The sequence below is a fragment of the Nitrospira lenta genome (genome assembly GCF_900403705.1).
GTDB lineage: Bacteria > Nitrospirota > Nitrospiria > Nitrospirales > Nitrospiraceae > Nitrospira_D > Nitrospira_D lenta.
The window spans coordinates 987,379-1,009,032 of sequence record NZ_OUNR01000001.1; the positions used below are offsets into that span (position 1 = coordinate 987,379).

A 21,654-nucleotide genomic window follows, 5' to 3' on the forward strand; every position below is an offset into this window, starting at 1 on the left:
ACGCCTGATCTATCTCGCTGCACATGAACTACTGAAGGAGGGCTATTGGTTAAACAGGTACGTGAATCATCTTGGCAATCAAGAAACTTGTCACCATTTCTGCCTCGCGAGCCCTACTTCAACTTAGTCCCAGGACTCTCCGCGTAGACCTTCAATGACCTTCACCATTTGTCTCAATTCACCGGTGATAAACTCTCCAAACCTGGCGCTAATGCGCTGTTTAAGATCCTCGATGTCGTTTTCATCGTACTCTTTCTTCGTCACCCAATTTTCACTATGGAATGACCACCAGCGCGGGTAATACTTTGTTCCAGCACGATTGAATACAGTTGGTTGCTTGGAAATAAAGGCATGAATGCGCTCACGGGTTTCCTGTCGACCAGGCCCGAGTAATAGTTTGAGTTTGATCCCGCCTCCTGACTGGTCAATCTCAATAAGAATCATGCGTTTGGACAGAGTCCACCCCTCTCCGTGTAGGGGAAGAAAGTCCAGAGACTTGGGTATGAAACGGATATAGGATTTGGAACTGTAGTCTGCCTGCAAATGCGCTACGTTTCCGATCAAGCCGATAAGATAGTCCTTAAGCTCAGACGCTCGGTCCGGTTGATATTCGAACAAGATCTCGAGAGCACGCCTGTGCGTCTTGTAGATCTTTTCACACAGCGTTTGAATTTCTGAAGCTTCCACGATATGCCTCCTCAGCATCTCAACATACGACTCCATGAATGCGCTTACAGAAGGATGCATCTGATCCTGTCGTCTTTTGATCGTATCGCTCACTAGCCGTATGAGATCTGGGTATCCAAGGGCAATGAAAGCCCCATCGGAGGCTATTTCGCTATCGACAGTCAGATACACCAAGAATTTGTGATGCTGTGGAAACTGCTTCTCTATAAGACTTCGGTATCGATTGAGCTGATCGCTGTGCTCACTGCTGTCTACTTTGTTTTCAATGAGCACTATAAGCTTGTGGGTATCGTCACGGATGAGGAGATCGATATTGTTCCACTCAGTCAATACCTGGGTGGTCATGTAAGACCAGCTGTCCAAATCTACAACAGACAAGCTGGCCGGCTGATTGGATATCGAGGCAATATATTTCACGAACTGGCGTAGAAAGTAGGGGCCCAGGCCATGTGTTTCTGAAGGATCTAAAAGCCATCGCAGAAAACAGGAGTGACGGGTTTCCTGTCGGGTCCACCTCATTGCGACGAAGGGGTTAAATTCGTCGAGAATTGCCTCAAGCCGCTCAAGGTCTGGGTTATCAAGAACGAACCGTTCCAGCAGAGCGACTTCTTCTGCTTTCATAGCGCTCCGCCTACGGTATCCGATAGATCAGCGTGGTCGCCGTCTGAGCCAATCATGTCTCTTCACCTTCATCCCAATACTGCGTGTGGCAGTGCTGATGTCACACCCGACGAAAGAGGAACGAGCTTCCGTCAACAGTCTGCCACTTTGGTTTAACCTCGACGTTCTCCTGTCCGTCTGATAACTCCACTCCGCAGTATGCACACGCTTGGGTCCAGCTCTTTGCGGAGACAGCCATGACAAAATCGAGATTCATATGCCCTCAGCTCACAGCAAACTGCGATGCCAATCCTGACAGGGTCATGTTCTGGTCGACCATGTCGTGTGGGAGGAGTACATACTTCCAAGGCTTGCCGCCGTTGCTCAGGGCGTGAGTCGTGGCGCGGGTGCACCAGGTGACCGCGGCCTCCTTCTTGGCAAGCACATCCGGTGAGGTCATCTCGTTCTTTGCTTTGGGCTCGAGCATGTAAATGCAGTCCGATGTCTCGGCAACAAAATCAGGTTGGTAGTCGTGCTGCGAAACACCTTGCTTGTAGGAAATCTGAAATTGTCCTGAGGACGGACGGAACCACTTCTGTGAGTCTCGATCTAGGATAATGGCCAAACGTCGTTCGGTGTCGGAGTCAAACTTCTGGACGGAATAGAGGCCTCGCTGAAATCCACCAAAGAGCATCTGCGAAATCCGGCTCCGATCCTCGACGGTCTGACGAAAATCCTGCACTGGTTCTCCATTTCTCGCTGTATAGGCACTGGGCTTCAGGTCAGTGAACCCCTTACTCACTACGACATCGTAACCCGTCGCCTTCTCCCAATGATGTTCCTGCATCTGAGCATGAACGAAAGCGGCGAGCTGTTTCTGATGGTAGATGAGTACGTTTCTCGCATCCTCTTCTGAGAGATATGAGCGAAGGTGTCTGACCAATTGACCGGCGAGGTCATACAGCAAATCGGAGTGCTCGTCGTAGCTGATGTCATCGAAATCAACGAGTCCTCGGACTAGATAATCTTCAAGCCGCTGCTCTGGCTGCATCCGTCCGCCATAAGTCAAAGTCTCCTGCTCATGGGTACGAAGGTGCTGGATCAGCAGGTCCCGCTCGACCGGCTGGTAATGGATGTTTGAACAGTCCAAGGTAAAGGCATGAAAGCCGGTGGTCGTTTCACCCCGTGGCACGACAAGAATCCTTGGAATATCGATCGATTGCCGCACTACCAGTTGCGCCGTTTTAGCGACAACCTCTGCAATGCTCGGGACCGCGGCCATGCCCGGTAGGGCCTGCTGACTTGGCGTGACGGATTGTTTCACCTCTTCAACAATCTGTGCCTGAATCTCTGGCTTTAAGAGGTCATTCGAAGACGGCAGGTTCTCGTATTTCTGAATGACCTTATACACCGCCTGCGCGATCCCTCGCTCCACCTCGCCTGAAAAAATAGGCGTGGCTTGCGGCGGCCCACCAGCAGGGCCAGTGAGGGAGGCCCCGTGCAACTGTTCCTCAATCTTTGATTGCGCGACCACTGTTCGCATCTTCTGCAAATCTGTCGCCGGATCGAGAATCACCTGCGTCAGGCGGATCATGGAGTCCGGCTTGTTGGCTTCATCGATGATTTCCTGGAACCGGTCGTGGGCCACGATGTTCAGGCGGTCCACGGTACTCACCCCAGTGCGCTTGCCATAGGGAAGCCGGAGACCGCGGCCAATAGATTGCTCGATAAGGGTTCTCGCGTTAGCGGCTCGCAGCGGGACAATCGTGTAGAGATTCGTGACATCCCACCCTTCCTTCAACATATTCACGTGAATCACGATCTCGGTCGGCTCGTCCGGACTTTCGACGGCGAGGAGGTGCTGAACCATCTCGTCTTCTTCTGCGCCGGTCTTGCTGGAGTCGACCTGAATGACCCTGTTCTTGTACCTGCCCTCAAAAAGCGATTGAAACTGTTGCATCAAGTGACCAGCGTGAGTTATGTCGCGGGCAATAATGAGCATAAAGGGCTTCACCACTCGCTGCCCCGTCTGTCTCGCGTAGGTTTCTAGTTCAACTTTTGTGTTCTCGTGAAGGCGCACGCCATCTTCCAGCTTGATCTGCTCCAGTTGAGCGGCATTGAACTGACTCGGGTTGAAATTCTTCTGCGTGACCACCGCCGGTTCTTTGACAAAGCCATCGGCCATCGCTTTGGCCAGCGAGTAGTCATAGATCACGTTCTTAAATGGCACCGGGCCTTTGGGGGACTCCACAAACGGAGTAGCGGTGAGCTCTAACCCAAGCACTGGCTTGAGTTCGTTAATGGCCCGCACACCAGCCGACGCCCGATAGCGGTGGGATTCGTCCATAAGGAGGACGAGATCGTCGAGACCCGCCAAATACTCGAAGTAACTCTGGCCAATGTACTCAGACAGGCGCTTAATCCGTGGCGCTTTCCCGCCTCGGACTTCCGAGTTGATCTTCGAGATATTGAAGATGTTGATGTGGACCTCTTGCCCAAACCCAGGCAAGGACGTAAGTCGAGCCGCGACACCGGACTCGTAGTTGTCTCCCGTGATAATAGTCGGTGGCTCGGTCGCAAACTCAGCGATCCCGGTAAAAACATACTTCGGAGTGTTCGGAGTAAAGTCAGTAATCAGCTTGTTGTAGATGGTCAGGTTCGGCGCCAGGACAAAGAAGTGGTTGATGCCATGCGCAAGATGCAGGTAGCTGATGAAGGCCCCCATGAGCCTTGTCTTGCCGACGCCAGTGGCAAGGGCAAAACAGAGAGATGGAAACTCGCGTTCAAAGTCGGTAACGGTTGGGAATTCGCTCTTGATTGCTGCCAGCGAGGCAGCAATGTCCGCTCCCTTCTTAGGAGGCACTATCTCTGTGAGGCGGTCGAGAATTTCCAGTGAGTGCCGTTGCGGATGGCGCAGGCTTAATCGTCCAGCAATCGCGTTGACATGTCGATTCATGATTTCGCCTCTTCGCCAAGCATTTCCATTTGGCCAGGCGGAATCGGAGCTTTGGGCAAGTTCTCAATCTTCAGACTGTAATCGTCATGGCCCCATTCACAGCGGGTGAGCACGGTCTTGGGAATCTTCTTAATCGTAAGATTGGGATATTTATCGGGCTTGCCTCGGAAAGCAGGACATAGCACGAGGAGCGACCGCTCTTCGCCAACTTCATCGCTCAATGCCTGCAACTGATCATGGCTCAGGTTCTGAGTCGTGACGTAGATGAAATCCCGCTCAGTGGAATGTCCCTGCTGCCAATAGATGGCATCACTTGGCGCGTAGATGAAACCTTCCAGCTTACAAACCGCCTGAGCCAGCATGGCCGGATTGTAGGCTTTGTTGACAACCCAGTTACCCCACTTGTCTTTCTCAAGTAACGATGGTGCCAGATGGTAGTATCGGAATCCGCCACCGCCGTTCCACCCAACAGCCTCGGTAATACCGCCCTTGTCCTCACCATCAATGACCTTCTTGATCCGAGGAATAATGTGCGTCTGGCAGTGCTCGCCTAATTCAACCATAATCCAGCGCCGCCCCATCTTATGAGCCACCGCGCCCGTGGTGCCGGAGCCGGCGAAAGAGTCGAGAACCAAATCTTCTGGATCAGTCGCCAATGTTAAAATTCGGCGGAGTAGTTTTTCAGGCTTCGGAGTTTGAAACACATCTGATTTGTCGCCGAACATTGCTTTTAGATCAATGCTTGCTTCCTTGTTGCTTCCTGTCTCCTCATGTGTCCACCAGGTGTTTGCCGTGAGGCCGTCTTCCATTTCTGAGAGAAACTTTTTCAGCATGGGACGCCCTTCACCACTACGTCCAAAAGTAATTCGTTTGTCTGCAAGCCAAGTTAGATATTGAGCTTCATTGCACCGCCAATAGCGTCCCTTTGGCGGGAAAAACTCCTGACCTGTTGGGCCTTTTATGGCGAATTGGCCAGCTGAATAAAATTTCCCAGCTGATAAATTCTCAGCTTTCCAGGAACCTCGCGGATCATTGTCAGAATTGCTGAACTTTTGGATTTGCTCCTGTGTGCGTGGGAGCTTTCTTACAGTGAAGGTATCGATCTCCTTTGCGTAGACCAGGACATGATCATGCGTATTAGACAAATGCTTGGCGGTTTGGTTGGAAGTGTAGGCTTTTTGCCAAACGATATTCGCAACAAAGTTTCTCCTACCAAAGACTTCATCACATAGCACACGAAGGTAGTGGCACTCGTTGTCGTCGATCGTCATCCAAATTGAACCATCGCTTCTTAACAGATTGCGCAAAAGATCTAGTCGGTCATACATCAACGAAAGCCAAATAGAGTGCTCCAAACCATCGTCATAATGCTCGAATGCGCTGCCCGTGTTATAGGGCGGATCGATGTAAATGCACTTGACCTTGCCGGTGAACTCCTGTTCAAGGGCCTTCAAGGCAAGGAGGTTGTCGCCGAAGATGAGCCGGTTGTCGAATAGGTCGTGATCGGTGACCCGATGCGACGCGTGGTAGGACTTCTCGCGGTCCTCCAGCAGGATGCGCGGCTCCAGCTTCGGCCGGTTCTCTTTCCCAATCCAGGTGAGTTCGAGTTTTGGTTTTCTTGTCATTGTCTAATGAGACCAATCACGTGCGTGTTCTCACTCGAACACGTTCTCTCTGGCGAACCTGGAGCATGGTATTAATTTGAGTATAAAGGCGGGCTTCCTGGTTCTCTCGGTCGCTCATTCGGATAGCCAATGCATACCGCTCATCGATAGAGTTGTCCCCTACCCAGCCATAATCGTTACGTGTCACTACTACAAAAAGCTGCCCAGACAGTCTTTTCCTAAGTGTCCACGTCGCCGATTGGACAGTGCCTTTTGAACGGATACTCGCCCCATACGCCCACTTATTGCTTCCCCATTCGCTCATCCGCTCATATTCATCTCGGGATGTGGCTCGATTGAACATTTTGACGACCGCAGCAAGCGATTCTGCCTTGACCACTCTAAAATCCATTCGGACAGCCTTATAATCCACTCGCGTCGTTTTCACTGGAGGGCAGTATGCGAGGGCAACAGTCAATTGGCGCCGCCTTGATCGCGGCGTCCCGTTTAGAAAGCCATCGGGTATTGGCAATTCATAGAAATGATGACGCTTGTCAGCAAGAGCCTCCTCGGCAATCAGAATTAATTCCTCCTCCGTGGAACGGTAAAGACTTGAGGGATTGACCATGCCATAGCCAACAGTTCGGCTCAGGCGCTCCTCATCTTTATCGAAAAGCACCGCGGAGGCCGGAGGAATCTTGGCGTTGGCGACCAGCACTGCCCTGACTAAATTTATGCTACTGTTGGCCGGCAATTCTCCAAGTGTTCGAGCAGCTAGATGCGCGACATGGGGTGCTGCGTAGCTAGTACCGCTAGCATCGGAAAGCAATCGGCCATCGGTCAGAAATGCTCTTGATGTCGATAGCTCCCCCAACCGCTGAGTTACACGATGCCCCGTTACCAAATGCAATGCCCAGTTCCCTCCATAGCTCACAAGATCGGGCTTGATTGCACCTTTGGCGGATGCTCCACACCGGGTAAATGGAGATGGTTGATCTCGTTGAGCGATAGGACGCTCTCGTGGGTCATGTGGCCAACGCGATGAATTTGCCGTCTGATCCCAGCGGGCTATACTTCCGACGGTTAACGCATTCAGGGCAGGAGCCGGATCAATTAGAGAAGCATCATCTCTGAGTAGATATTCCGGGTACTCGGAGCGTAGCCAATCTGAAGGAACATCGTTAAAGTTGCCGGTTGGAATCACAAACAGAACATCTAATTCGCGAGAGAGTCGATCCAGTGTGTAGGCCAACCACTTCACACGACCACCGGTATAAGGTTTATTTACATCACCATAGGAGAGATTGAAAATGCGGCAGCGGTACTGCTCATGAAAATAGCGAACCGCTTCTTCCACTAGATTTTCGATCAAGCGTGGATTGCCTTCTGCCTGAGCATCTAGAATGCGACCAGAAAGAAGTCGTAGCTGTGGTTCAAACGACCGCGATTCGAAACATTCCTCAACATCACCATAGAGAGCAATTCCGGCAACATGTGTACCGTGGCCTTGATCATCATCGGCAGAACGATCCGGAGGCAGAAAGCCTTGTGCATCTGCCATTGCCATTCTGATCATTGGGTGCCCCGATGCAACTCCACTATCTAGAACAGCAATGAATGGTGCGTTTGCAGGCGGGGCAGGGATATTCCCCACTTGTTGGATATCGAACTGTAGCGCCTCAATCTCTAACTGAAATCTTGGAGGCAGATCAACCGTGCGGACGTCTCGATGGTGCAACAAGCGCAACGCTTGTTCCTGGCTTGCTCGAACTCGATACAACACAAGGCTATCGACATTGATACTATCTAGATTTTCTATGCCCTCCTGACCCAACCAAAAATTAAAGTGATTGATCATTTCCCTTCTAGAGGTGTTTGTGCGAATGGGCCATAGCTCGACATCAAGCATGAAATTGTCTCTTGCTGGCAATCCTTCATGCTGAAGCGCCCAGCCCTTACGATCTTCTTCAGTCCAATTCTCAAAAGCCTGAAGTGCAAAAAATATTTCCTTTCGCGTTATCTGGCGGCCTCGCTCCAGTGTCGCAAGTCGTGCTTCAAAGGTCTCCAATGCTTCAATATTCGCGAATGCCAACGCATAGCCACCGTCCTCTTGACTGATAACCTCAACCCCATTGATCCTTTCAAGTTGATCTGGAGCAAAACTCCCAATTTGGAGTTTGAACAATAATCGATCGTCAAATCCACCAAGGCTCTGAGTGGCAGATTCACGGGCACGCTCAAGGCTTGCGTGGAGTCGGCGTGCATGTGCGGGAATGTTTTCTGGTGGTCGCGTGATAACGCGTCCGACTGGGCGTTTCTCATTAACCGGCTGTTCTCGATCAATCTTCAGATGCGGATAAGCGGGCATTCTTGCTCTTCCCCATCTTCAGCCGTGTATCTCTTGGGATTTCGCGTTCGTGTGCTCGTTTAAGATGTCCGATCGATAGAAACTCTTGGCCTTTAAGAATCATCTCTTTAATGGCTCTGCGCAAAATACGTTCAATGTCGGCATGGGATCTGCCCTTAAATAGAGTCAGTACTTTCTTGTCGTTTGCTTCAAAATCGCGACGGACTCCACGTGATTTCAGCCCAAGAAGCTCGACAGTCTCCTTTCCACTTGGCGGTGGAAATACAACAACCTCTTCAAATCGTCGCCAAATAGCCGAATCCAGAATTCCTTCGTGATTCGTTGCAGCAATGATTAAACTCTTGCCTTGGTAAGCATCAAGCATTTGAAGCACGGCATTAACCACACGCTTGAGTTCGCCATGCTCACTAGCATCGGCACGCTCTTTCCCCAAAGCGTCAAATTCATCAAACAGTGCAACCGTTGAGATGCTTTCAATAAAATCAAAGACTTTTCGTAGGTTAGCAGCGGTTTCTCCCAGGTAGGAGGACACCACGCTGTCCAGTCGAATGAGTGCTAATGGGCGGTCCAGTTCCGTAGCAATTACTTCAGCAGTAACGGTCTTTCCACAGCCGGGAGGCCCACAGAAGAGTAAGCGGTCGGAAGGGCGCATGCCATAACTTCTTAAAACATCTCCCCGGTTATGCTGCTCCAATACATCTTCCACAACCTGTTTTGCCTCTGGCGTAAGCACCACTTCATCCATTCGGCGCGCGGGCTCCCGTACAATTAGCAAAGGCAGCCCGCGCTCTTGATCGATGGGGATGTGCTCCTTTAAGCCATGTCGTAATGGCTGAGGCTGAAAGGTATCTCCATAAAGGATGCGCTCAAGGTCATTCGCAAGGAGATGATGCTGTTTTTCACGCTCTTCCTGAATAATGGCTTCAGATGCCTGACGAAAAGCAGCGGTATCTCCATTAGCCCCTGCCTTTATCAACTGCCTTAATATCTTGCCACTAGCCATGAGAGGACTCTCCGATAAGTATGGAGGCGTAGTTTACTACCTCTCAAAGAACCGTGGTAGAGAAAGTTGACCGTCCCTTGCGGTGAGTTCGTCTTTCCCTGTGTTCACCCAGGGTTCTCACTGTACCTGCCTTCGAACTGAAAAATAACCGCTGCGAACTCACCTTTTGTTCTAGCCTTCCCTCAATCTCGTTGACCGGGTGCTCGACCTCGCGTGCACCTTGAAGCGAGCCGGTTGTCGCATAGGTCATGGCCAGTCAGCCGATGCGGGGCATTGTAAGACTTCTCGTGGTCCTCCAGTAGGATGCTCGGCTCCAGCTTCGGCCGGTTCTCCTACCCAAACCAGGTGAGTTCGAGCTTAGTCTTTGCCATTCGCTTTGCCTATTCCGTCGCGCTGAGTGCCTGTCCAAGCGTCTGCAACCATAGTCGCACTTCATTGTCTGGATCAATCTGAGTGAGATATTGAGGTGTCATTTTAAGGGTAAAGTGACCGCACAGTCGCCGTTTGGCATTCGAAACCTTTTTCCCCAACTTTTCTTGATTGGCCTGGAGATCAGCCCACGTCTGAGTTGTGTCGCTCGCTTCGTGTAGGGCTTTGGCTAAAAGTACAGGCACATCCTCAAACGCGTGACCGGCACCAGAATACGAAGGGCACTCTGCCTTAATCACATCTGGATGGATGTAATTCTCAATTTCTCTTTTCTTTGTTATCCAGGCGGTGCAGTTACTCCGCTGGCTTAGCTGTGTCGCGATTGGTTGATATTTGGGGGAGGCTGGCGGTTCCGTATCTCTATCCATCAGGTAAAACTCAGGCCTGTTGAAGCCCTTAAGTCTGGATACCCAGAGGTCGAGGTTACTTCCTCCCAATGGTACAAAGACCAACCTTCCATCTTCCTCCGCTTCTTCCAAATCAGGCACTGATTCGCCTGCCTGATTGAGGATTCGAGATATTTCTTTAAGAAACGTGATGTCATGCCTGCCTTCAACACCCCAAAATGCCTTAATACCGTGATCAGGTAAAACTCCAAGTGACGCAGTAATCTCGGTAAGGGTCCCCTCATCATGCCCACTGTGGATATCAGGCCAGCCATTTCTCTGCGTCACAAAACGAAGGGAACTCTGGGGAAAGCTCCGAGCTAAGACTGGGGTATGCGTGGTCAAGATCACTTGGCAACCGTCATTACTTGCTAGATCTTGAATTGCATCGACAAGCAGTCTCTGGTTGTGTGGATGCTGACTTGTTTCAGGCTCTTCTATGGCATAGATGATATTGCTGGCTTTGCCCTCCGCATCCTTTTCTGCCTGTGCGCGAAAGAAATTTAGGAGTACAAGCCTGCGAGTGCCACTGCCACGTTTATTGATCGGAATGTCGTTGTCTCCGGTTAGGCTGACCGAAAAGAGGCTATCCCAATTCTTGTTTGTGACCCTGGGGGTTAATTCCCTTGCCAATTCAGGGTTCATCTCGGCAATCTTTTCAACCGTCTTGTTGGCTATGCTTTGCACTTCCTGCTTGACGCGCTGCGCAATGATGTTGAGTGTATCCTCTTGCGATTTGATGGCTTCTTTGATGGCTAATTTCAACGGATCCTGCGCCTCAGAATCTTGGTCTGTACTTGGCCTGTCAGATTTAAATAAAGCGAAGACTGGGAAATGCTTTCTCAACTGCTCCCAGATCCTTTCTGCAGCCTCTGACTTTAACTCAATCTCAATCTGTTGACGCTCCAAATCGGCAGCATGGTTCCAGATGGCCCTTCGGAGGGAAGTATTGATGGTCTGATTCACAGTTTTCAGATCAACACTGAGGTCTTTCGCTCGCTGCTTCAACTTGGCATTGGTGAGAGTTAGCAGATCGTCATACTTGTCAGCGGTTGGATGATACGCAAGGGCATAGACAGTCGCGGCTTTTACCTTACCTGTTCCAGTGCATGTAAAAACCTTCTTCGCCACAAACCGACCGCTCTGATCCAATAGATATTCGCTCGCCAAATCTGTTGGGTATTGCTCATCAATTACAATCTGGCTGGGGAGATCATCAAACACACAGGTGATGTCTACCTTCTGATCGGTTGCATGAACACAGCGGTCGTCTTGCTCAGGCACAAGATCATTCAAGAAGATATTCATAGCATCCAGCAATGACGACTTCCCTGAGTCATTCTTGCCAATGAGCACGACGAGATCATCGAGGTCTACCGAGGTTTCTTCCTTATAGCCACGGAAATGGGACAATCTCAGCTGAACTAGGCGCACATAGACCTCTTTTGTCGTCCGGTCAGAGTGTATTCACAGTGGTGTGATATTATTTCCCGGTGGGTTCAAAGCAGGAAGCTCCAGCCCCTCTATCTCTTGAATCGTTTTTCCTGCAATCCCCTGCAAATCTCCGTACATCCCCGCTGTCGCTTGCATGACCCGATCAATCTGCTCTTCTCGCTTCGCCCATTGCTTGATGATGGCCTTCTTCTCTTTATCGAGATCCTCCTGCATGGAGGAGAACGCCTCGACAATTGCCTCGACCCGATGACGGAAGCGAGGTCCGGTCAGGTATTGATAGACCATTTCCGTTTTCGTCTGCTGCCCCTCGGACGCTTGACGGGCTGAGGCGACTTCGATGAGCGTGTGGCGGAGCGTGAGGGCGACAGGAAGTACCGTTTTGGTATGCGTGACCCAGACGTTCTCGACTAACCCGAATGTTTCTATTTCTTTGGGGAGCGATTGGCTCACGATCACGGCAATCTCTGCTTTGGCCGCCCGCTGGTCTTCGCGAAGCTTAGCCAGCCAGCCGTCGCTCCAGTTCTTGGTTCGCTTCGACTCCCAGATGATCGTCCCGCAAGGTTGTCCGTTCGGTCCGACAACATGCTGAAGGGCATCACCGCCATGCTCACCTTTGGGAACGGGCTCGATGGTATCCCGTGGAAACTTTGCCCGTAAGAGAGCTTCTAGTTCTAATTCCTGAACTTCCCCTTGAAGCTGCTGCGAACCCTGCTCGGCCTTTCGCTTCAGCTCCTCGATCTGCTTCTGCATGGAAGAGATCGTTTGCTCCGCTTCCATAACCTTGAGCTTCAGCCCTTCCTCGGCTTCTTTCTTCGCCTGTTCTCGGGTGGTCGCGAGTCCCTCTTGGACCCGCTTTTCAACTGTCAGCTCCAATTCACGCTTGGCGTCGTCGAGCTCGCGTTGTTTGCGAAGAAGATCGGCTTGCGCTTTTTGCGCCTCGGTCAATTTGACGTTCTGCTGAATGATAACTTCTTGGAGATCGGCAAGAGCCTGCGTCTTTTGGTCAATATCTGTCTGAAGAACCAGCTTCGCTTTCTTCCCTTCTTCAACCGAAATCTTGCCTCGTTCCAGCTTGAGCTTTTCTGCCACCTGATCATCGATTGTCTGCTGTGCCCTGGAAAGTGCTTCCTCCCGCTCGCGCAAAGCAGCATCGCGTTTCGCAACATCGGCATCTTTCTGAGCCAGTTGCTTCTGGTATTCGCGGCGTGTGGATTCGATCAATGGAGCTGCGAGAGACTCCGTGAGTTTGATCTCGGTCTTACAGTTGGGACAGATGATGGTTGGTTCGCTCATAGCCGTCCTCGTCCTTACCGTACCTGCCAGCGAACTGAAAATAGTTGCTGGGAGCCTACCTTTTGTTGCAACTTGCCCTCAATTTCTGAGATGAGCTGTCCGCGACGACGATCGATCTCATCTTGGGCATCAAACAACGCCCTGCGGCGCTTGCCTCGTTCGGATTCGATCGCCTTGATCTGCTTTTGACCGGCGAGCTTCTCTTCCAGAGTGAGCGCTGCCACGGCGGCTTTCCTGGCTTCCTTGATCTGCCGATCGAACTCCTTGATCTCTCGCTCTAGCCCTACCTTCAAGTCATCGGCCCAGGCGTCCAGCTTGTCGGCTTCGATCTCGAAGAATTCGGCATTGCGCTGCGAGATGTGCCGCCGAATAGTGTCCTGACGTTCTTCCGTCCGCTTACTGAGCGTTGGAGGCTCAACCACGGAGCTCTCCGGCTGCGCGACTGTGGCAGGCAGGGAGAACAGGCGCCGAACGGCTTCCTCGTCCAACACTTCGCCGCTGTCGGTCATCCCCGTTGAAATGAGATAGTCTTCAGCTTGATCCAACGCTTCTACGGTGAACAAAGAGAGGGTCAGGACTCCGGACTTGCCAATAAGCGGCTCCACCACACTGACTTTGCCATCGTGTTTGCCATATTCGAACGTCAGTTCTGCCGGATCGAGCTGGCGGTTCTTTGCCTGCTCCAGCACATGCTCTGCCAGTGGATGTGCCAAGCGATAGAGATGGGCTTCCCGGGTTCGACGAGGCAGTTCATAGAGCCCAAGCGGGATCTCTCCTTTGAAAGGACAGGCATGAAGCCGGAACGAGGTGTCCGAAAGGAAGTCGGCATGATCGCGCAGCTCAAAGCGCGTGAGTTGCATCAGGATGCGCTCATATCGATTCAAATACAGCCGTGAGCTCTCGTCGCTCACGCGCAGTTTTTCTCGCACCTCATCATCAAAGTGTTCAAATAGCAGCTGGCGGGCACGAGTCATAGCCTCGTCGATCTGGGTGCCAAGCTCACTTTGCAATTGGTCGAAGGAGGTCTTGATCTCCTGTGGGGTACGGCACCGTTGATAGATGTCGTTAATCCGCTTTTCGAAATCCACGCCGGACTCAATTGCGCCCAGCACTTCGTCGCTGGCCCCAAAGACGCCTTCAAACAACAGGAATTTCTCAGAGAGTAGCCGAAAGACGTGCTGATCGGCTTCGTTGTTCTGATTGAGGAAGTTCACCACGACGACATCGTGCTTTTGCCCGTACCGGTGGCAGCGGCCGATGCGCTGCTCGATCCGCTGGGGATTCCAGGGGAGATCATAGTTCACGACGAGCGAGCAGAATTGGAGATTAATTCCTTCTGATCCTGCTTCTGTGGCGATCATGATCTGGCCCTGCTCCTTGAAGTAATCCACGATCGCAGAGCGCAGGTCGGCTGAACGTGACCCGGTAATTCGATCTGTCCCTTGATGGCGCTGAAGCCAATCTTGGTAGATTTCCTTTGAGCGGGGGTCGTTGTTCGAGCCGTTAAAGAGAACGATGTGGTCTTTCCAGGGGCTATCGGCCAGGACTCGGAGGAGATATTCCTGGGTACGACGTGATTCAGTAAAGATGATGGCCTTTTGTGCCGCACCTAATTGTTCTGCTTTGCCAAAGGCCGTGCGCAGGGCGGTGAGGAGCGCTTGCCCCTTTGCATTATGAGTAATCGACACCGCCAGCTTGCGGAAGCTTTCGAGGTCGTCAATTTCCTGTTGGATGGCTTTGCGGTCCGCCTCAGTGAGCACTTTCGAGGCGGCTTCTTCCTCGTCCCACTCCTCCGCCAGCTCATCGAGTGTCTCAAAGTCCTCCTCCAGGGCTTCCTCAAGCGGGTTTGGCCCATCGGCGAGTCGAAGACGTTCACGGAGACGCGAGCTCATTGAGTCCAGCGCTCCGGCGATTGCAAACGAAGACGAGGCCAACAACTTGCGGAGGACGAGCGTCATCAGGGATCGCTGGCTTGATGGGAGCGCTTGCAGGTTGTCGCGACGGAGATAGTCGGACACTAAATGATAGAGCCGATCTTCATTTTCAGCCGGCGTAAAGGGCTGCATCATCGGTAAGCGCTTGGTGTAGCGCACATACGGCAAGACTTGGCGGCGAAGCGTGCGCTTGCAGAGCGGCTGCAGACGGGCTTTCAGGGTTTCGAACGTGGCTTGGTTGTGCAGGTTCGCAAACTGCTCTTTGAAGCTCTTGAGGTCGCCGAAGATGCGGTCATCCACCACACTGACCAGCCCATACAGTTCGAGCAACGAATTCTGCAGTGGCGTAGCAGTAAGGAGCAGCTTCGGTGCGTCCTTGAGGGCGTGCTTGATGGTGTTGGCAATGACATTCGTCGGCTTATACACGTTCCGTAAGCGGTGGGCTTCGTCGATCACCACGAGGTCCCAGCGTATGAGGCTGATCTCCGCAGCCTTGGTACGGGCAAACTGGTAGGAGCAGATGATGATGTCGTCGCACTCGAACGGCCGGACATGACCTTGGCGGACCGTATCGTTGTAGGGCTTCGTCTCAAGAATGGAACAGGGCAGAAAGAACTTCTCCAGAAGTTCCTGATGCCACTGCTTGCGGAGGTTGGACGGAGTAATGACCAGGATGCGCCGTTTTCGCTCCGCCCACTTCTGTGACAGCACGAGACCAGCTTCGATAGTCTTACCCAGACCAACTTCGTCTGCGAGAAGGGCGCCTTTCGAGAGAGGCGATCGGAAGGCAAATAGCGCAGCTTCGATCTGATGGGGATTGAGATCGACTTGTGCATCTACGAGCGCGCTTGCGAGCTTTTCGATGCTATCGGATGGACAACGTTTCGTGAGTTCGTGGGCGAAATACTTGGCGTGGTAGGGAGTAAGGTCCGTCAATTCAGAACCCATTGTTAAGGAATGCCTATTAGCCGCCGCAGAATACCCCTTTCCCCGTGAGAAATCACCACAGCTTAGGAGGTAAGGAATTCAAAGTTGGCGCAATTAGAGAATTATTCGGCGTCAGTGGATCAAGCCGATCTGCATGCTGATGGGCCCATATAAGCCATTGATCTGCCTGGTTTCCTTGCTGAACCGCCCCATCAGTTCAAATGCGTCAGTTCTGATAGTTTGATGAATCGATACGCACGGCTTGGCTGTATATTCTGGATATCGGTCAGGCGTCCCTCGCTTAGAAACTTCACTTCCAAGACATGATCTCTCTCCATGCTTCTACTTTTCCAGCAAGCTCCTCCTTTTTAATTAACTGAATGGTTCCTCGTAATCGCTCAAGCGGTACTTCTAAATACGGTTCAACTCGATACTCACGCGGCTGTCGTCGCATCAGGTTATTGAAGATATCAAGCATTCGGCCAGCGGCTTTGCATACAATACGATCTTCTGAATCTTCAGAGAGCTTCTTGAGAACTTGGTAAGTGACCAACTGAGCGAGGTGTTCGTGAAGGAAGGGGTCAATCTGGTTGTATATTGTGGTCAGGCGTTTCAGCCGCGATGCAGCAAATCTTCCGTTTTTAAGACCTTCCCATCTGTCCGCTTCAGTCACACCGAGATGAATAAGCGCATGTGCGTGTTCGTGGTAACGGACTACATACTCAAGATCTTCTTCTTCGCAGTCCAGTAGTCGGGCAGCCCTTTGGATGTTCTCTGAAAATAGCTTGATCGACCGGTTGGCTGAATTATATGTGCCTAAGAAGATGTCTATTGTAAATAATTCGTCGGCTTCTGAGAGTATCGGCGGTGACGGAGGATCATCAGCCGAGGGCCCCATTATGTCTTTGAGATAACATGGGTAACCCATCACATCTCTAATGATAACGTCTGGAGTCAGCTTATTGTGGAGCTGCTTTAAGATATCGAGTCCTTCGATAAATTCAGTCGCGTCAAGTTTCATTCACATTTCCTTCAGAAGTTCTCACGAGGCGTTCGTAAGGACCTTCAACAGTTTCTTGGCAGAATAATTGCCAATCCGATTTACGCATCAACTCGAACTCGCAAATAGTTATCAGACGCTATAAATGATAATATCACATGAATACAGAATAATAAGATTTGACATAATCAATATTCAGCCATTATAATTGGACTCGACGGTGAGTGTTTATCAAGAGGCAACTAGCCTCTAGCTTCACCACCTCTTGAAGCCCAGCCTATCGGGGCTTCACCTCCTTCAGCTTTAGCCACACCGTACGCGGGTGGCTGAACGTGAAGGTGGCGCCTAACACGCCATTCACGCTGAGCGCGGATCCTCGTGCTCGGAAACGTGGTGGTGTGTCGTGAAAACCTTTCCAACATCCTTCGCACTGTCCCTGCCGGTTTTCCCGTACTTTCTGCTCGTCTTATCGATTTGCCGTGTTGTGCAACCTCTTGCCCTTCAGAGCTATGAGGTTCGCCATAACCAAGGCCGAGCATTGGTCGGCGAAGAGCTGCTCGTTGGCTTCATGTGCAAGGACCTCCGCTTGTTTTCTATGCCCCACCCGGGAAAGGCTCAGCACTCAATTTATTTCACCAAAGTCAACCGGCATCGCAAAAAGGAAAGGGAAAATCTATGAAGCCACAAATGAAAATGATTCCTCTTGCCTCGCTCAAAATTCACCCCAGCAACCTGCTGACGGATCTGGACATGAAGATGATCGAACAACTGACAGAAAGCATGCGACGAGAGGGCTTTCGTCTGAACCATCCTCTCTTAGTCACACGTGATTACTCCATTCTTGACGGGAAACACCGGTATTTCGCTGCGGTAAAGGCTGGGATTAAGGACGTTCCCATTGTGATTGATGAAGCAACCACCGATGTCGAGGCAATGACCGCCACCACTATCGACAACACGTTCGTCAACACTCTCACTCGGAAACTGCCCAAGGGCATGCGTGTCATTCATACGGTCCGGAAGAATCTCTTAGAAGAGAAACCGATAAAAGAGCCCTGGAGCCTGGCCGGGGTCAATAAATCTGATTGGTTTGCTGCCAAACGCGTCATCGATGCAGAGATACAGAAGGCGAGCCAAACCCGAAAGGGCCTCCCGATCGAACTCCTTGATGACATGATCCGCGGCCGGGAGATCTCCGAGCAGGTTTTCGATTTGTACCACGATGAGAAGGCATGGAACAGGATTGTCAAAAGAACGGCTGCTGCATCGACTACACCGAAAGGCAACCCTAAACCAACGGAAATCAGCGATGCGATTAATGCCTTAACTCATTATGTGAAGGTGTCATCAGAACAAGACGATAGTTTGCCGGAATCACTGCAAACTAGTGTTCAATCAGGCCTGGCCAAGATCAAGAAGCTCAGTCGCCCGGATACCGCCCGGCAGGCATTGGTTCTCGCCTGCGAGGTGACGTTGTCCTTACTGGCCAACAACAAAGATTTCAGCGATCGGCTTTTTTAACGGTCTTGAATGGGCACGATATGAAGTTCTTTTCTATAAAACCTGGATCAACTCCAATAATAGTGGGCAAGGATTGCTTCACCCTGCCCGCGGATCAACTGGCTCGTATCCGTGAAAGACTGCGTGCTTTCCACATGCTTTTGATTCGCTTGCCTCTCATTGCACGAGAGAGCCCAGGAAAAGAGCCGCTCGAACTTCTGAGCAATCATGTGTCCTTTTCTTTCATGCACGATTACCCGGAGACAGATGTGCCGTTAATCGTGCTGACAGAAGAAGATCTATCCGGAGATCAAGCGGGGAAACTCTCCCAATTGGATCGGACAATCGCAAAAGCGTTATGTCAGATGATTTCAACAGCCAATCAGGCATCGCGTCCCATCGTTATGAGGGACAAGCGAGTGGATGCAAAGCAAACATGCCCTTTGTGTTACCCGGAGAACAAGTACGCTGTGCTCAGAGTACCCAAAAATTATGCTTCGCTTCTGGCAGAGAAACGAGGCGGATATGTTTCATGTAAAGAGTGTGGAATCCGTGTTTTGTTATCCGCGGAAGAACTCGCATCCTTTAAATTGCGCACGCTTCAGACCAAGGAGTTTGTTCGAGCAGGATACGGATCAGATGGCAAGTTGGAAAACTGTCCTAAGTGTCTGGCAACCGGTATAAGCCGTGGTCTTATCCTACTAAGAATTGCCAAGGGTCAAGTAGTCGCGAGAATGTGCCGAAACTGGATGACAGTTCAGCAAGAGTGTGAATTTAACCAGGTGCGTCAAGGTGACACATGGGTGACTACGTTCTAAGCCCTGATGTTATCCGGTTTCTTGGCAGGGCGGCTACGCCGGCAACTGCAATCCTTCACTACGAGGATTGCCTGCCTCTCCGTATCATTCTTTCCCACTTACCACAGCACATTACCGGTTGCTCATTGGACGATGTAATTCAATGGACTAATGCATTCTTCTCGATTCTGGATGCCCCAGAGGATCTGCGCGGCATCCTGCACGCTGAACCAGTGTTGCATTACTGGACTCCTCTCCTCATCAAGGAGGAGGAGACATCTCTCAAGGATATGGTCCTAGCTATCCTAAGCAAGGTATTTAAGGGTCTACGGCAGTATGCCGAGATCGAATTAGACAAGGGGGTGTTCGATTGGCGCCCTCACATGGAGAGCGCACCTTTGTTTGCCTTTCACGTGGGTGCCTTCCACGCGACCGGCAAAAATGCAACGCCTTGCCAATTGTATGAAATGTGGGGCAGAAAGCTTCACGAAGGGCTTCGCGAGGTTCAGAAAACTACGTCAGAAATTGAGACGCTACGTAGGTATACAACAAGCGCGCGGCTGTTCTTCGTCCACTTTCCCCATGGTCAGATTCGGATTGAACCTTCTTCGCTAATCACACCAGACTATTTTGAAGAACACCTTGAACACTTCCGTAACGGTTATATCGCTGCTCCTCACAGGAGAGGACTGATACGGGCTCTGCCGTTGATAGCGAATGACCATTGTCAACGTCTATGGCGACTTTTCTATAAACTGAAGGTGAGCCATAGACGGTATCCTGATGTTACACCATCGTCAGAGGAGACATCGACCCTCATCGACGATTCACCCACATCGACGCTGGCATCACAAAATTTAGGAGCTGAGATACTCCCAATTAGAACAGTAGCTATATCGAGTCCACTGGACGCCGATGTGACGCCGAGTGCTGATGCCGCAGATGGTAGGAAGGAAGATCCTGACGAGACGGTCATCGAATTGATATCTTCCACTGAAGAACATCCGCTTCTCCGTCGGCCTCCTCACCTCCCACACAATTATGTGTCCCGCTACATTCTGCACCAATATGAATTCTGGTGGGACTCCAAATGCCTAAGCCTTGAGGCGATTGTGGATCTCTACAAGACGGTTGAAGAATTGCGAGCATTGGACATTTCCAAATTTGGGGCGCCAATTCTCGCTTTGCTTACACCACTGTTCTCCGGTCGTGATGCTCGTGACCTTGAGGAAGCCCTGATCGCCCATTACCCCACAAGCTCTGAGACAGAAGCTGGCCTTTCACATGCAAATCTCTTTCTTGACATAGATAAGGCATGGTTCTTTTTCCATCAGAGTAAGCTACGTTCTTCTTTTCAGCAGCCGGAAGCAAGCGGATGGCTTGCATCCACAGCATGGGTTCCATTTCCTATCCCGAAACCTCTGCTGAACCTATGGAGAGCCTATTTGCGCTGGCACAATGATGTTGGTCATAGTAACCCTGGATCTCACGTTCTCCAATATGTTGATAAAACCGGCCAGATAAGACCACTCAAGGGCGAGGAAGTTCCAGACCTGCTCAAGGAAGCCGGGCTAGATGCATCTCGGATTCCGAGATTGTTCGACATTTCACGGGGATTTCGCGGATGGCTTGTTCATGCTTTTGGTTTGAACGATGTGTCTGCCAATTTTATTAGCGGACAGCTAACAAGGGTGGGACCGAAACCTCGCTATACCCATCTAGTCATTAGCCACTTCCATGTCGAGTACCAACAGTGTTGCAAGGGGCTGCACGATCTTGTGCGCTCTTTTCTTCCTTCATCTGGATGGTGGAGCGATTGTGTTGACGTGGCCGATCACCGCCCGGATTTAGGCGGGATATATGGAGTTGGCTCTCCACTGGTATTAGGAGAGTCCCTACTGGGGGATGAGATTCAATCCATTGGCAATGAGATTATAAGGACCTCATCGCCTCAGAGACCAGAGGAGATCGTCGCGCATCACAATGCATATGTAACTTACGCCGCGCTCGCGTTAGGCATTCTGGGAGTCCGTCCGCGGAATGATTTAGGTCTATCATGTGCCGCCTTTGTCGCTGATGTCGACTACATTCCCATCGTCGACAAACTGAGCGCACTGTACATAGAAGACCGATTGCTCGGCCTTCCTCCTACCGTTAAGCATATTCTTCATCAGCTGGCTACTGGAAGAATGCGCCTCATGCGGATTTTGGAGATGTACTTTGGACGACCTGCGGCTAAGGCGACGTCGAGTGACGCATTGTTAGTAAGCTTGTGTGATAACGGGACTTTGACCGCTCTCAATTTGTCTCGGCAGAGAGACCATCTCGCATCTTTTGGTTCAGACCACTTGGGGCAGGCCCCTCTGAATGTGGGAAGGCACTACAACAGAAGTGCCAAAGTTCCCGTTTGTGCTGAGGACATTATCGATTGCCATATCGGCCATCAACGCGCCGGACGAGAACCATTCTGCTCTTTCGGAAGTGCTTTTATCGGACAGGCGCTAAATCTCTTGACAGATCAGCACGAAGAGATGGTTGCTCGTCTGCGCTTCAAGAGACTCCTGTATCTTCCAAACACGAAATGAATCCCCGAAATCTTGACCAGCTCGACAGCATAATTGAGGTCTATGCCAGACAACTGGATTGTCAGGGCAAACGTTCACTCGGAACTGTTCGAAGTGTCTGGTCTTGTCTAAGGGAGAAGCTGGAACAATG

At 51.2% G+C, this 21,654-nt stretch carries 12 protein-coding genes; 3 read left to right on the forward strand and 9 right to left on the reverse strand.

Annotated elements, in window-relative coordinates:
* Positions 1-123: 123 nt before the first annotated feature.
* The 9 genes from NITLEN_RS04745 to NITLEN_RS04785 form a co-directional block, all read right to left on the reverse strand.
* Positions 124-1,308: a PDDEXK-like family protein gene (locus tag NITLEN_RS04745; protein ID WP_121988407.1), complete on the reverse strand. Its 1,185-nt coding sequence runs from the start codon at positions 1,306-1,308 to the stop codon at positions 124-126.
* 262 nt (positions 1,309-1,570) lie between these two features.
* A complete protein-coding gene (locus tag NITLEN_RS04750) occupies positions 1,571-4,243 on the reverse strand; it encodes a DEAD/DEAH box helicase (protein ID WP_181416633.1) in 2,673 nt (890 codons plus the stop codon).
* Entirely contained in the window at positions 4,240-5,868 is a 1,629-nt protein-coding gene (locus tag NITLEN_RS04755; RefSeq protein WP_121988409.1) for a site-specific DNA-methyltransferase, read from the reverse strand. The genes NITLEN_RS04750 and NITLEN_RS04755 overlap by 4 nt, the downstream gene beginning before the upstream one ends.
* A 16-nt stretch (positions 5,869-5,884) precedes the next feature.
* Positions 5,885-8,215, reverse strand: a complete 2,331-nt coding sequence (locus NITLEN_RS04760; RefSeq protein ID WP_121988410.1) for a S8 family peptidase — start codon at positions 8,213-8,215, stop codon at positions 5,885-5,887.
* Positions 8,187-9,218, reverse strand: a complete 1,032-nt coding sequence (locus NITLEN_RS04765; protein WP_121988411.1) for an AAA family ATPase — start codon at positions 9,216-9,218, stop codon at positions 8,187-8,189. Before NITLEN_RS04765 ends, NITLEN_RS04760 begins: the two co-directional genes overlap by 29 nt.
* Before the next feature lie 380 nt (positions 9,219-9,598).
* The gene (locus NITLEN_RS04770) at positions 9,599-11,467 is read right to left on the reverse strand and encodes an ATP-binding protein (RefSeq protein WP_181416634.1); all 1,869 of its coding nucleotides are present in this window, start codon (positions 11,465-11,467) and stop codon (positions 9,599-9,601) included.
* 33 nt (positions 11,468-11,500) lie between these two features.
* The gene (locus tag NITLEN_RS04775) at positions 11,501-12,781 is read right to left on the reverse strand and encodes a DUF2130 domain-containing protein (protein ID WP_121988413.1); all 1,281 of its coding nucleotides are present in this window, start codon (positions 12,779-12,781) and stop codon (positions 11,501-11,503) included.
* Between the two features lie 14 nt (positions 12,782-12,795).
* Complete coding sequence (locus tag NITLEN_RS04780; RefSeq protein WP_121988414.1) at positions 12,796-15,663, reverse strand: SNF2-related protein; 2,868 nt, start codon at positions 15,661-15,663, stop codon at positions 12,796-12,798.
* A 289-nt stretch (positions 15,664-15,952) separates the two neighbouring features.
* The gene (locus NITLEN_RS04785; protein ID WP_121988415.1) at positions 15,953-16,663 is read right to left on the reverse strand and encodes a hypothetical protein; all 711 of its coding nucleotides are present in this window, start codon (positions 16,661-16,663) and stop codon (positions 15,953-15,955) included.
* A gap of 654 nt (positions 16,664-17,317) precedes the next feature.
* Between NITLEN_RS04785 and NITLEN_RS04790 the strand changes: the two genes are divergently transcribed.
* The 3 genes from NITLEN_RS04790 to NITLEN_RS04800 are packed head-to-tail and all read left to right on the forward strand — an operon-like array spanning position 17,318 to position 21,524.
* The gene (locus tag NITLEN_RS04790) at positions 17,318-18,163 is read left to right on the forward strand and encodes a ParB/RepB/Spo0J family partition protein (protein WP_121988416.1); all 846 of its coding nucleotides are present in this window, start codon (positions 17,318-17,320) and stop codon (positions 18,161-18,163) included.
* 20 nt (positions 18,164-18,183) lie between these two features.
* On the forward strand, positions 18,184-18,960 hold the full coding sequence (locus NITLEN_RS04795; RefSeq protein ID WP_146216100.1) for a hypothetical protein: 777 nt from the start codon (positions 18,184-18,186) through the stop codon (positions 18,958-18,960).
* The gene (locus tag NITLEN_RS04800) at positions 18,942-21,524 is read left to right on the forward strand and encodes a hypothetical protein (protein WP_121988418.1); all 2,583 of its coding nucleotides are present in this window, start codon (positions 18,942-18,944) and stop codon (positions 21,522-21,524) included. The genes NITLEN_RS04795 and NITLEN_RS04800 overlap by 19 nt, the downstream gene beginning before the upstream one ends.
* The last annotated feature ends 130 nt before the right edge of the window (positions 21,525-21,654 follow it).